12 protein-coding genes are annotated in these 13701 nt (G+C 50.8%); 1 reads left to right on the forward strand and 11 read right to left on the reverse strand.

The genetic code is table 11. The annotated features are described in order from the left end of the window. Positions 1–13: 13 nt before the first annotated feature. The 10 genes from Dvar_RS31985 to Dvar_RS32030 all read right to left on the reverse strand — a co-directional run bounded on the left by Dvar_RS31985 (position 14) and on the right by Dvar_RS32030 (position 10290). Entirely contained in the window at positions 14–373 is a 360-nt protein-coding gene (locus Dvar_RS31985) for a TonB-dependent receptor (RefSeq protein WP_419657181.1), read from the reverse strand. Then, the gene (locus tag Dvar_RS31990) at positions 370–576 is read right to left on the reverse strand and encodes a hypothetical protein (protein WP_419664194.1); all 207 of its coding nucleotides are present in this window, start codon (positions 574–576) and stop codon (positions 370–372) included. Before Dvar_RS31990 ends, Dvar_RS31985 begins: the two co-directional genes overlap by 4 nt. Continuing rightward, positions 510–2312, reverse strand: coding sequence for a TonB-dependent receptor plug domain-containing protein (locus tag Dvar_RS31995; protein WP_419657182.1), 1803 nt, complete (start codon positions 2310–2312; stop codon positions 510–512). The genes Dvar_RS31990 and Dvar_RS31995 overlap by 67 nt, the downstream gene beginning before the upstream one ends. A 228-nt stretch (positions 2313–2540) precedes the next feature. Further along, positions 2541–3347, reverse strand: a complete 807-nt coding sequence (locus tag Dvar_RS32000; RefSeq protein ID WP_419657183.1) for a DUF4198 domain-containing protein — start codon at positions 3345–3347, stop codon at positions 2541–2543. Between the two features lie 91 nt (positions 3348–3438). Next, positions 3439–5784 carry a TonB-dependent receptor plug domain-containing protein gene (locus tag Dvar_RS32005; protein ID WP_419657184.1) on the reverse strand — a complete coding sequence of 782 codons (2346 nt, stop codon included), beginning with the start codon at positions 5782–5784 and terminating at the stop codon, positions 3439–3441. 60 nt (positions 5785–5844) lie between these two features. Then, on the reverse strand, positions 5845–6906 hold the full coding sequence (locus tag Dvar_RS32010; protein WP_419657186.1) for a FecR family protein: 1062 nt from the start codon (positions 6904–6906) through the stop codon (positions 5845–5847). 82 nt (positions 6907–6988) lie between these two features. Continuing rightward, complete coding sequence (locus Dvar_RS32015) at positions 6989–7498, reverse strand: RNA polymerase sigma factor (RefSeq protein ID WP_419657187.1); 510 nt, start codon at positions 7496–7498, stop codon at positions 6989–6991. A gap of 301 nt (positions 7499–7799) precedes the next feature. Continuing rightward, positions 7800–7964 (reverse strand): DUF4198 domain-containing protein, encoded by a 165-nt coding sequence (locus Dvar_RS32020; protein ID WP_419657188.1) that lies wholly within the window; start codon positions 7962–7964, stop codon positions 7800–7802. A gap of 157 nt (positions 7965–8121) precedes the next feature. Then, complete coding sequence (locus Dvar_RS32025; protein ID WP_419657189.1) at positions 8122–9408, reverse strand: FecR domain-containing protein; 1287 nt, start codon at positions 9406–9408, stop codon at positions 8122–8124. 672 nt (positions 9409–10080) lie between these two features. Next, positions 10081–10290, reverse strand: coding sequence for a hypothetical protein (locus Dvar_RS32030; protein WP_419657190.1), 210 nt, complete (start codon positions 10288–10290; stop codon positions 10081–10083). A gap of 518 nt (positions 10291–10808) precedes the next feature. On the opposite strand from Dvar_RS32030, the gene Dvar_RS32035 reads away from it, so the two are divergent. Then, on the forward strand, positions 10809–11105 hold the full coding sequence (locus tag Dvar_RS32035) for a hypothetical protein (RefSeq protein ID WP_419657191.1): 297 nt from the start codon (positions 10809–10811) through the stop codon (positions 11103–11105). Positions 11106–11369: 264 nt separating this feature from the next. Here the strand turns inward: Dvar_RS32035 and Dvar_RS32040 are convergent, their stop codons facing one another. Next, positions 11370–13541 carry a TonB-dependent receptor gene (locus tag Dvar_RS32040; RefSeq protein ID WP_419657192.1) on the reverse strand — a complete coding sequence of 724 codons (2172 nt, stop codon included), beginning with the start codon at positions 13539–13541 and terminating at the stop codon, positions 11370–11372. Between the last annotated feature and the right edge of the window lie 160 nt (positions 13542–13701).

A 13701-nucleotide genomic window follows, 5' to 3' on the forward strand; every position in this document is an offset into this window, starting at 1 on the left:
GAATAAAGTACAATTAAAACATCATCTTGTAGGTCAAACCGACACGGATATCGCGTCCGGGCTCTGGCGTTGCCGTATCATCCTCACCGGAAGAGGCCTGGCTGCGGTAGAATTCGTCAGTCAGGTTGAGAACGGCGACCGTCAACGTGAGTCCTTTGACGATGTCCGGCGTCACCACCACCTGGGCATTATGCAGGGTATACCCGTCACGATCGATCTCGTCACGCTCCAATGCGGCGACGTATTTCAAGGTGTAGCCAAAGCCGATTACAGGGTTCAGTCGCCAGAACGTGTCCCAGACCAGTGTGTCTCCGGCCGAAGCGGCCTTGCGGCGCGAAAAGGCAATGGCCTTGCCATCGGCATCTTCAGTCACGGCATGGGTAAAGCTGAAGTTCGTATCAACCCCTTTACTCCCCAGCCAAGTTTTAGTTCGTGGCCCTGTGTTGTGATCGGGTCATCATTGTAAAGACCGGTTACCGGGGTACCCCGTCTGCCGCCGACCTGGGTGATCAGGTTTTCGATTTCGGTATCGAAAAGGGTCGCCTGCGCCTGCAGACGGTCGCTGTCCATAAAAATGCCTTCGGTGCCATATCGAAGGCCGTATTGATAGGTGGTCGAGGTCTCGGGCTGCATTTCTTTTCCAAAACTCTCTTTGCCTTCCTCCTGATTGACGACCGCGTCATCGGTAATATCACCAGCGAGCCAATGGGGATAATCCCCTTGGCCCGCGTCGCTTCGCCATAAGCGGCAAAGCCGGAGAAGCCCCAGCCCAGGTTGATGTCGACACCGGCATTGGGAGAAATTTCACTCCCGCTGATATCGACGTTGCCGAACGTCGTGTCATAATCGTCAAAACGCGCTCCAAAGGACACACCCAGACGGGAAAAAGTCATCCAGTTCTGCAGATAGAGCCCCGTGTTTTCAGCTTCAATTTCGGTTGGATCATCGATCTCCTCACCTTTTTCAGCACTCCAGTCGACGCCAACCGTCAGCGCGTGATCCGTCGGGCCGATGGAGAAACGCGCGGTGTTCCGTGCGTCGAGCCCGTATCCGTCGCTAAGCGTTTCAACGGTTGATCTTTCCAAGGTTGATTCGTTCTGGTAGGCATTGAGCTTCCAGTCGATCAGATCGTTGTTCAGGGCGCGGAAACGATAGTCGACATCATTAGTGTCACGCTCACTGGTCTGGTTGGTGGGCGTTCTTCCGGTGCCGTCGCCGTATGTCCAGTCACCCGTATAAAGGCCCTGATCTTTCTGATTCTCATAACTGGCACGCAGGCTGTGGCCGGCCATGTCCAGAAGGCTCATTTTGAAAAACAGGTTCTTGTCTTCGCCTTCGGACCCGACAATCTGGTTCCCGTCGCCATCCTGGTAAGGCTCGAAGGTCGACTCGGAATAATTGAACAGCACGCCCAGGTGCTTTCCTGCGCGCCCGAAAAGTGAGCCGCCCAGCAAATCGCCGCGGTCAACCGAGCTGAGTCCGCCCCGGAGGATGGTACCGACATGTTTATCAGCCGGCAACAGATCCTGGGCATCGACCGTTTCAAATCGGATACTGCCACCCAACGCCCCCGGTCCCTGATCGGCGGAAGGCGTGGTTTGGACCTCCACCTGCTTGAGCAAATCCGGGTTGATTCCCCCGATATTACCGCAATGCTGAAAGTGGTTCATGCCTTGATTGGCGCCATCGACCGTGACATTGAGGTTCGTTGCTTCAATGCCGCGCACATAGATACGCTGGGCGGCACGCGATCCCCCGCCGATTTCAATGGACGATTCCGATCGGAAGACATCCTTCATATCGGTCGCCCGATTGCGCTGGATGCGATCGATGGATACGCTTTCCACCCCGGGATCGGAAATGGCCTCCCCTTCCACGTACATCGAGGGCATGGCCACCTCCCGCTCACCTTCCAATGGCAGTGGTTTTAGGTGATAGCTGCCTTCATCGTTCCTGGATGCTTCGAGACCACTGTTTTTCAGTAAAATTCCCATGGCTTCGGTTAGGGTATGCATACCATCCAGGCCCTGAACGGTTTTACCCTCGACCAACGCCGGATCGAAGGTCAGGGTGATCCCCGCCTGCATGGCGAAGGTATTGAGTGCGTCTTCCAGACTCCCTGCGGGAATGCGGTACAATCGCGTTTCATCCGAAGCAGCCTGAGCAGAAGAGACCGAGGGCGACAGCAATAAAGCACCGACCAGAATCGCCGTTAAAAGCGTCCGGGTATAAAAGTTTACCGAGGGAAAGCGATAATGGCTTATTGAGAGGAAAGGTGAGGTATAAGTAAAACAATGATGAACTCCGGGCATGATCATGATCTCCTTTCGGTTTTGTGGTGCGTATACCCATTAGCCGATTGAAGACGTCAAAACCCGTAAATTTTTTCTGCCAATCATCAGAAAAGCCACGAATTGGAATTCGTGCATTGGCGGCTAAACAATCTCAAGATGAAATCACTATGATGTTGGGCCGGCGCGCTTTTCCGGTTAAAGCGACAGGCCCAGGAAAAGGACTTAACAAAAACCGTGGTCTGCCCCCTATTTCTCTGCCGGAATATTGAATGTAAGGGTCGCAACCAGGACAAATTCATCAGCCCTGGCTTGATCCGGATGCTTGAGTACGTGTTTTGTCTTGGCAATCCAACATCCGGGTTTGAGGGGAATAATGTCAATTTGACCTTTTAAGTCTGTTTCTCCCTGGAAGGCCTGGTAATTTCGATCTGCAAAACCTGCAAAAGTAGCCGTCACACTGGTGGTCTTAACCGGTTCTCCATCGTACAATACTGTTAGGGGAAATTTGCTGCCAACCTTTACATTGGAGGGGTTCACCATAGGAACAATCTCCAGCCTTTGACCGGCAGGTGCTGTAATTAATTTGTTGTCCGTGGCGCCTTCTATGTTGAAAACGGTCTTGGTGCACAGAATTGCCTCACGGACGATGGTTGCCTCCGGTCTCTGGATCCGGTCTTTTTGAGCCCAGCCCCCCGGGCCTTTGGACCAGATGCTTGACCGGCAAAGCCCGAGAACCATGTAACTTCCCTTTTTCAGATCCAACTTTTTCTGATAGGCATAATTCTCCCCGACCTGGTCAAGGGTGATGACATCATCCGGCGTCACCAGTCTTAAGGGGGCAAAAAGGTGTATCCTGTCCTCCGGAATAGGTTCGCTCCGGGGGAAATCATGCCCATATCCGATGTCTGCCCTAAAGACCTTGTTTTCCGATTGAGGCACTGTGACCCAGAAGTCATGGGCAAATGCCGGCGATGATGTTAAAAGCAAAACAGCACAAATGCAACTGATCTTTACGATAGTGAATCCTGCAGCACCACGTTTCAATGAAATCATCTTTTTTACTCCCTGTTAAAACTATGCAGGGACCGTAAACCTGCAGTGTTCAACCAGAATCCTTTAGGTCTTTCCGGTCCCTTTTTCCTTTTTAAAGGTCGACAGACATCCAGGCATAGAAGCTTCTTGCATCACCGGGTTGAAATCCGTCATCCAGGTTCCACACGTAGGTATAATAATTTTCGTCAAATAGGTTTTTGACTTCAAAACCAATCGTGGTGCCTTTGAATTTTTTGTTAAGCTGTCCCAGTGTATATGCCAATTTAAAGTTGAAAATGGTGTAGTCGCCTACGGTTTCGTTTTCATTTGTGGCATCGTCGAGGACATAATAGTCTCCCTGATGTTCCAGCCAGAAGCTGCTGGAGATGCCCGTGGAATGATTAAAATCCACACCTAACTTTCCTGTTTCCTTGGGTATCAGTTCAATATCCTTTCCTTTAAGAGCCGCGAGCGTCTCTCCAGGATCTGTGTATACTGCCTCTACCTGGGAGTATGATCCCCACATGGAGACCCAGGGATGGGGGCGGACACTGAATGAAATATCCCAGCCGTCCCTTGTGGTTTTGCCTACATTTATTCTGTCCCCGGAACCGTCGCCTTTTTTCCTGACCTCATTGCTGGCTACCATCTGCCAAACATTGACACGCAGCGACAGCCAGTCAAATGGGGAGGCTTTGATACCCGCTTCCCAGCCGTCATTTGTAGATTCGGTTAAATCCCTTGATATAAGATTTCCGGACGTATCTTGTCCGTAACGGTACGGGACGGCGGGCAGCTGGAAGGTCCGGCCCCAGTTTGCATAGAGGTTATACCCCTGAAAAGGGGTAATCACGGTTCCAACCTTGGGCTGCCATATAAAATCCAGATCCAGCATTTCAGCGTCATTGTTGGTGATTTTACTGGTACAATTTCCATCAAAACTGTCCACACGCAGGGCCGCAAACATCCGCAGCCAGTGTCTGATGTCGCTGTCCACCTGGGCAAAGGTTCCCCAATACTGCATGTCATAATCAAAATACCGGTATTCGCTGCCCTGGCGGATTCTGTCTTCGGTGGTCCACCGCTGTTCCCTGGCGTCGCTGTACTGGTAATCCACACCCCAGTCGATTTTCAAGCGCTTAATGGCCTGGTAATATTTTTCAAAAGTCAACGTTGAAACAGCACCATATTGTTTCTCGGTGATGAGGGTCTTGCTTTGGGTACCGCTAAGGCTCCAGCGTGAAAATTTATCCCATTCCATCTGCTGGGCATAGGTTTTCATCGACCAGTAAAGAGAGTCGGTAAAGGCATAGTCAAAATGGAGGCTGGCCTGCTTATTTTCCTGTTCACTACCGTCCGAGCGGGCGTATGCGGCAGCACTTGTGGGATTGTTATCGGCATCTTCCCGGGAAAGGTAGCCGGGTGCATCTCCAGTGATATTAAAAAATCTGACAATTGCTCCAATTTTTCCTTTATGGTCATCCAAGGAATAAAACCATTTACCGGAAAAGGATTGTTTTTCAGTTTCTGAATGATCCCGGTATCCGTCCGAACTCCTTGCTCCGGCAAAATAGTTCTGGGAAAAATTATCCTCTTCGACGCCAACGGCGATCTGCCCGTCGTAGGTCTCGTAACTTCCGGTAAGCAAACGGGCTTTTGTATAGTCTCCTCCCCGTTTCGTGTATACATTCACGCTGCCGGCAATATTATTGATTCCATACCGTGGATCATAAGCCCCTTTCAACATCTCAATCTGATCGATCTCAAGGGGAAAGATGGGCCCCATATCGATCATGTTCCTGCTGCTGTAATATGCAGGAATTCCATCAATACTCAGCGACACCGGTGCCGACGAGTTGATATCATAACCCCTCAGGGAAAACGAACTTGTCAGTGCTCCCTGGTTCCAGTCGCCAAAATAGGCCCCCGGCACCTTTTTCAGCAATTCCATACTGGAATCGACATTTTCCATTTCAATCTCGCTGGAACCGATGACATCCACCGACGCAGGTGCATCTGCAGAGGCCAGATACTTTTTTGAGGTAACAGTAACTTCCCCGATTTTCATATAAACCTTGTCCTGCTCCTCCTTGGTCTCAGTACCGGATTTGACGATCTCCTTCTTTTTGGCGATGGGTTGTTTTTCCGTGGGTTTCTTTTTTTTTAAAACAGCGGTGTTGTTGTCTGCTATTTGAAAGGTTAAACCGGTTCCCTGTAGAATTTGTTGCAGGGCATCGCCGGGGGATGCGTTTTGAGTGCCGGGGCTGTTTTTGCCTTCTATCAATTCGTTTAAATAAACGATTTTTGTCCTGGTGGCTTGGGCATACGCATCCAATGCGTCCTGCAAGGTGCCGGGTTTAATGGTAATGGATGCCTGGCCGGCCATGACTGGGATGGCCAATAGAATCAATAAAACAACGGTGGTGCAAAATCTTACCCTGGCGGTCGTACTGTTCATCTTTCAACGCTCCTTTTTAATGTGTCCGGATCAACAGTCGCCAGGGTGGTGCTTTATAGTTTACGACCGACTTTTGACAACCGGTTCCCCGGATAGTGTGATGGTTCCGCTGGTATCCTTTTTCATCTGCAAAGAGGCCGCTGTGGCGATAATCCCGAGAGTCTGCTCCAGATTAAGCATATCAAAGGTGCCGGTTATTCTTTTTTGCCCCAATTCTTCAGACGCCAATTTTATATTGGCCTTGTGGTAAAGCGCCAGTTCCTGAAGCACACTGCTGAGCGGGGTGTTTTTAAACACAACCTGATGTTGCTGCCAGGCTAAAACCTGTTGAATATTGGAGGTGCGTACGGGGTCTAAACGCCCGGTTGAATCAATATCCGCTCCATGTCCGGCAAGCAGCGTGAGCGCCCTGACCCGCCTGTCTTCCGGTCCTTTGGGTACACTTTGCACCTGTACTTTGCCATGATCCACATCGACAGCCATCCCCCCTTTGCGGTCTTTGACATTAAATGCGGTGCCTAAAACACGCACCAGCCCTTTTGAGGTATGCACTTCAAAAGGGCGCCTGGAATCAGGCTTGACAATAAAGAAAATTTCGCCATTATTCATTTCCACCCGCCTGTACGCCTTAGTCATGTGCACTAAGACAGAACTGCTTACATTCATTTTGAGAATTGAACCATCGCTTAACGTGACGGTTTTTTGTTCTCCAGTGGCGGTACTGTAAGGGTGAAACGTTTCAACCGGCTCAACAAAATGCATTTTGATTACCGGCAGGCAGAAAAGTACCAGTATTGCCATGGATATACAGGCCACTGCCAATTTTTTTTTCGGTTTAAAAAACAGGTTGAACAAAGCTTTCAGGCTTGTTTTTCTTTCAGCTTCACGCTGATGAGTTAACACTGCCCGGGGGGCATATTTTTTTTCGGGTGCAAAAACAGGTTCCACCACCCCTAAATGCTCCCAAACATCACTCATTTCCTCAAACGCTTTTCGGTTGGCAGGATCTTCATCCAGCCACATCTCCAGCATTTTCCGGTCTTCGGATGTAAAGGATTTGTCTTTGGCCTGAACCAGCCAACGTGCAGCATGTTTCAAGCGATCATCCTGTGATAGACTCAACGTTGTGTCCTCCTGCTGATATATAATGCGTCAGAGTGAAAAAACCCCTAAAAGAAAATTGAAAAATAAGAGGAGTGCAGCCTTAAGGAAGGGACAGGTGTTTATGAAAAAAAAGAATGGCATTGACCATGTGATTTTCAACGGTTTTGGGTGAAATATTCAATTGTTCGGCAATCTGTTTGTGAGACAGCCCTTTGAAACGGTGCAGAATAAATACCTCCCGGCATCGGGGCGGAAGCCGGTTAAGGACATTGAGAATATTGTCATTCATGTTTTGAAATATCAAGGCCTCCTCAGGCGTCGGCGCATGTGAAATTTGTTGATCTAAATCAATGGGCTGGGAACTCATCCATTTAGAATAAAGCGCTTTGGTACGTTTAATTTCCTTAACGAGATTTTTTGCTGTGCGCCAGATATATCCGGCAGGAGAATCCAGTCTCACTGTGCCCTTACGACGTACCACCCGCATGAATGTCTCCTGGGATGCATCTGCGGCATCTTCAGGAGAGCCTAGTCTTTTCAAAAAAAAACCATAAACATTATGATAGTGTGTGTCGAAAATCCGTTGCCACAATTGTTCCGTGTTTTTCATCAAGTCCTCTATCACTGCAACAGGCCGACATGTCATTGCCACTGGCATTATCCACAATATCGTATGAAAGTATTATTAGGTGTTGTTAGCGGCTGAGGAGGTGGGTGGGAGTCGGATTGTTTTCATTGCATTTCCAATTTCAGCTTGATTTCGATTTGAACTAAAAAAGGCGCAAAGGATATCCAGGGAGGATTTCCTTGCGCCTTTATTTCTCTGCGCCCCGCGCTGAAGGCGACAACAACTGCATACCAAAAGGCGCCTTGCCAGACTCGTTAGGTAATACGAACTAAATAATCTGTGTCTAATAAAGAGTCTCGGAAGGGATGTCAACCATTTTCACCAGATCGCTTACATGCAGATTACTCAAATCGGTAAGCGGAATGATCTCCAGGCCATGGCCCAGGGGCCTGGGATTCGTCCACTTACAGACTGTCACGTAGGATTTGGCAAAAGCCTGGTACTTCACGCATCGGAAAGCATTTTAAAATAGAAAAATACAGCACGGTTAGTTCAGTAAGAGACAGGTTCAGGCACCGGCTCCAGTCTAACCGGAAACTGTTGAAAAGAGCAAATCAGATTCGACAGGACATAATGAGTCAAGGGAAGACTTGACCCCTTTACGTTCATTGCACCCAAATTAGATCTTTTTCCCTGCGAACAGCAATCGGCAATGTACTTGCCAGGGCATTCAGAATGCGGGTCAGAGCATCCGGACCCTCAAGCTGAAAGACACCGGAAACGCGAAGGTCCCCCACATCCTTGGTGACCCGCACCTTCATTGCAAGATGCCGGTTGAGCTGCTCGCCAAAATCGGCAAGACGCATTCGCCTGGCAACGATAGCGCCCCGGATCCAGGCCATAGGATCATGGTCCAGAGGGTCGATTCGCTTTATGTGATTGTGAACGGTGTCAATCCGAACCGTTTCCCCGGCATGAACGATGATCCGGCCGGTGACAAGTTGGATCGCAATGGCGCCTTCGGCCACGTGCAGGCGAGTTCGCTCGGTTTCCTCGCAGACACTGAACCGCGTGCCAATGGCCTCCAATCGGGCGTGTGCGGTTTCCACCCAGAACCCCCGGCGGCCCCACATGGAAGTGGTGTCCGCACCGGTTTCAATGTAGACTTCTCCACTTTTTAACCGGACCATGCGCCGCAGCGGAGAATAGGCAATGTCGATTCGGGTGTCACTGCTCAGCATCAAATGGCTACCGTCATGCAGATCAATGGACTGGCGGATGCCCGGATCCGTCGTATGGCTCTCCCGCCGCTGCCAGGGCGACCGATGAATCAGCAATCCACTGCCGATGACCGCTACTCCTATCGCTGCAATTTTCAGCACATGGCGCCTGGAAGTGCTGCGGTTACTGAACGTCTTCTCCAGAGTCAGACAGGCCAGCGACCCTGCCCCATCCGGAACCGCCCCTATCTGTCGATCCACGGTCTGGATGCGTTGCCAGACCTTTTCATGCATGGGATCCCGCGCACGCCAGGCGGCACAGGCCTCGATATCCGCCGGCCCTGCCATTCCGGAATGCAGAAATGCACTGCGTATCCTGGGGCCCAGCCCATGCAGCATGGCGTCAATGCGGGCCAGAACATCCAGAATAATTACCCGATCTTCCGCTGAGGGGACTTCGGGTTCAGGAATGTCGGCCAGGGCACTGCAATAGGCGCGCTCTAAATCCCGGCGCCGCACATGATCCACCATCAGCGCATGTGCAATGGTGGCCAACCAGGCCCTTGGCCTGTGCAGACCGGCGATTTCCACCGGCCGTCCGAGCACCCGCACAAAGGTGTCCTGGGCCAGATCATTGGCGTCATCCAGGCACCCTATACGATAACACAGCCAGTTCACCAACCAGTGATGGTGATCTGCGTATAACGTCTGCACATCCGCTTGTGAATTCATGAGCTCTGCTTCCATGTCCGTATCAGTTGTTCATTTGTCGTTCAAATCCAGCTCGCGCACGAATGCGATGCTTATCGGCTGTGGATCGGGCGGTACCCGGTACCGTCCTTTTCAGCCGGCCGAGGGCTGAGTCTCATGTCGTCTCCTGCAAAATAAAAAAGGCGCAACAGGGCACCGTGTGTGCCTCGTATCGCGCCTTCACTTTCTCCGCGCCGAACTTAAAGGCCGGAGGACGTAAGACCTACTCCTTATAGTTAGATAGTTCTATCTTTATAAGCTGGTTCTTTTCTGACATGCTCGACAGGTGTTGTCAATAGTTATTAAACCCGTTTGCAGGGTAACCGCATTTATAATAATTCATGCCGACTCACATGATAGTAAAAATAGGCTAAAAAATTCGGAAAATTATAACAATTTGAAATAATAAAAAAATATACGATCGATGGGGTCGTAGGGGCAGGCCCCTGTGCCTGTCCTGGTTTTGAAGCCGGGCCATCATCTTGTTGTGTGGATCGGCTAACAAAATCAATGGGAGGGGTAAAGGGCAACCACTGGGGGTTGCCCCTACGGTGGCCGTGATAACTACAATAAGGTCATGCGCATTGGGCCGGCCTTCGATATTTCCCAGGCGGCCATGCTGGTTGGACTCCGGCCGGTTTGCAAATTGACCCGTTAATGCCATTCGTCCAACACAATAAAGCCCAAGTGCTCTATGGCGGATCGCAACCACAGTGTCATGGGCCTCGCCTCGCCGACGCCGATGTGCGGGCCGCCGAAGGTGGCGAAGCAGACGGCAAACTTGCCGTAAATAATGGGGGCTGCGGGTTTGACACATCCCTTTTGGTTGGCCGCCTTCATGTTGTTCTGAACAAAGGCCGTCATTTTTTTCTCCTTTGCCATCCTGTTGGCTTGAAGCCAGGTGGCGACCAAAAACAGGTTGGGGGTTGAATTTACAAGCCTACATCATTATCTCCTTGATAAATATCATACTATTTCAAAATCGATGACGCCGAATACGAAATCGACGTTTTTCTTGGCATTCTTCTGTCCATGCATATGCCCGTGTTTACTGGTTTGAATGCGCCTCCATCACTGGCAAGGATCCGTAAACATGCCGTGAAAGCCGTCAAGGCAGGTCTTAAAATACTGGATGTACAGACAACAATGAGGTAAAATATGAAATGCGACCGATGTGGAATAGCCATTCACGTAGACGATATGGAGAAATTACGGGCTGAAATGCGAGAAGGCCGTAAAATCATCTGCTTATGGTAAAAAAGGCGCCTGGACACCAAGAAGTGTTTCGGATTGCAGCTTCACTAATTGAATGATCGGGCACAGCCCTGGATTGCCCTCGAAAGGATCTTCCTACATGAATTTATTTCCGTTAAAGAATCAAAGTGTCGCAGGATGCGGAGAAAGAGGGGCTGGCCTGCCAATTCGACTTGGTCTTTGCCTCCATGAGCCCCGGCGTTCGCGATCCGGAAACATTGAAAAAAGCCATGCAAGCCTCCCGAGACTTCTGCTACCTGAACACCTTTTCCGGCGGTAGCTGGCGCGGCTGCTACAACGATCTGTGGCAGCGCATCACCGGCCAGGAGCTTGAATCCACTTCATGGGATTTCATCTATCCCTTCACCTATGTCTGCTCCCGGGGGTATCGCCCCTTTGACCGATTTCACTGTCTGGTCCCATGACCGCAAAGAGACCATCGATGAAGCCTGGAGAATATTATCTTTTTTATCCAAGGCGCGACAGCGGTCACTCCAAAAATCCGTGAAAAGTTGAAGGCCCATGTAACGCGCCAGGCCGTTGACGGGATTTTTTATCAGAAGCAAACCATTTGCCAGGGCGTGATGCTGTGGCAGGTTGCGTGACGAAAGAATCATGGAATATGTGAGCAATTTGAGCCGTTTTACAACGCCGGTAGCGGGTCTTGGACGGAGTTTTTCAAACAAGCTCTAAAAATAAACATCCAGCCCCGCGCCATAGGTCCGATCCGTTGCCGGATAGCCGCTGAGATTTTCATAGTCTTCATCAAGCAAATTGTTCACATAGACCTTCAGGGTGGCATGTTCCAAGAAGCCCCATTTTGTAAACAGGGTTTGCTTAACCGCCAGGTCGAAAACGTGATAGGCATCCATGGGAATTTCCGTGAAGTCCCATTCATCCGGGCCAATCTCTTCCGCCTTTTGAACCACCTGGTCGTCCTGGTATTTGTAATCAAGAAGCAGTGCAGTGTTCTTGAATACATGATAGCGCAAGCCGGCGTTGATCCTGTTTTTGGCGATATCATCGACAACGTTTTTCCCCGCCGGTTCACCGCCCTTGTTTTCGAATTTCTGGTAGGCATACCCGATATAAAAGGTGAGATCGTCCATGAGATGGCCGCTGAGTTGGGCTTCAAGACCATGCCGGGTGACTTTTTCAAGATTGATGATGTAGTCCTTGTATTCCATGCCCGGCGTGACCGAATTGCCGGCACTCGGCGTATATTTGGCGTAATCCCAGTTCCAGGCGAGATAATCCTCTATTTCATAATAGGCGTAGTTGATTTTGAGTTGGATGTCGCCTGCCAACCGCCGTGAGAAAACCACGTCGTAACCGATGCCATGTTCGGGTTCGGTCCATGCCCCGGCCGGCATTCCCCGGGGATTGAAATCCCCGAAATTGATCGGCGCGCGCCAGATGCGGCTGACGCCTACCGAAACAGATGTATTCCTCAGCCCGGCGGCCAGGTCATCCAGAGCATAGGTGAGAAATGATTTGGGCAGCCAGCCGTCGAAGCTTCTTTCGATCCATCGCGGCTGTCCCGTGATGAGCAGGTTTCCGGTACTGGAGGAAAGATTATCCGTCCACACGTCGGCATGTTCATACCGCAAGCCGGCGGTGAGGGTCAGGCGCGGGATGATCCGCCAGCGGTGCTGGGCAAAACCCGATCGGGTTTCGACCCGTTTCTGATCGTCGAAGGCGGCCGGCGACCCCTGTTTTGAGTCGTAACTGTCAAGAAACTGTTGAACCTCGGCGCCGATAATGATTGCATGGGCATCTGAAAATTCGATCGTATCCTGCAGCTTTGCGCCACGGGTATACCAGGTGGACTCCCAACCGGCGTCATAAATTCCCGCAACGTTTGTTCGCAAGGTCATTCGATCCCACGCTTCCTCACTGTAATAGGTATTCAGATCCCATTTACCCAGCGGTGAGGGTTGAAGGTAATTCAGGCGGTAGGCGGTGGCCGTTTCATCCCATTCGGGCGACTGCCATTCGAAATAAGCAGATTGGCTTACCGTTGGATAGCCGCCGTCATAATCCCCTGACGCGGCGTCATTCTTCACCGGAATTTCTCGATCCGCGAGGGTATGATTGACGGTAAACGAGATGTGCCCGTCCAAAGGCAGCAGATAAGCGACACGGCCAAAGAGCGTGTCGATGTCCGCCGCGGCATGTCTCAAATAGCCGTCGGTGCTATATTTTTGGTATCCCGCATCATAAACGAAATCACCAGCACCGCCCATTGCGGTGATGCTGTGGTTTTGGGTGTTGTAGGATTTATAACTGGTGGAAACATTAACACGCGGTTTGACGGTCTCGTATCTTTCAGGGGGGCGGGTGATCAGGTTGATCACCCCGCCGATGCTCTGTCCTGGATACAACGCCGAGTGCGGCCCGGGCAGGATATCGACTTTTTCAATCAAAAAGGCCGGCAGCAATGTATAGTCCACCACATGGAATGTCTGACGTCCGCCCGGTTTGTGAATGTTCGATCCGTCGATGGCGGTGACGAACCGGTTGCTGCCAAAGCCTCGCAGCCAGAGGGTATCGTCACCATCTACCAAATCTCCGGGAACCAGATCGGAGGCCCCCCTGAAATCGACGACCGCCTGATCCTTGAGGATGTCCCCGATGTTTTGCATAACCCCGACGGTCTCGTAGGCATCCACATGGATGGTTGTCTTTTCCGGCGTATAATTGATTTCATGGCTCGCATCTTTACCGGTCACCACGACGTCATCAAGCTTATGGATGTCCCCTTCTCCGGCAGCAACCGGGTTCGTTAAAATCAACCCAAGCAAGCACACCCCCACCACAATCTTTCTCATTCCAATCCGCTGCTCCCAACGCCACTTCATTTCGACTCTCCTCTTCTTCGAAAAAAAAAGCCACGATAGCGGTTCCCCCATCTTGGGATAAACCTTCGTGGCTTTCTTGGCCCTCGCCTTTACGGCACGTTAACGAGAGTCCATTTTCGGTGGCTTCAGCCACCTTGTTGATTGCGATCCGTTATAGCAG

Source organism: Desulfosarcina variabilis str. Montpellier, assembly GCF_048565275.1.
Classification (GTDB): domain Bacteria; phylum Desulfobacterota; class Desulfobacteria; order Desulfobacterales; family Desulfosarcinaceae; genus Desulfosarcina; species Desulfosarcina variabilis.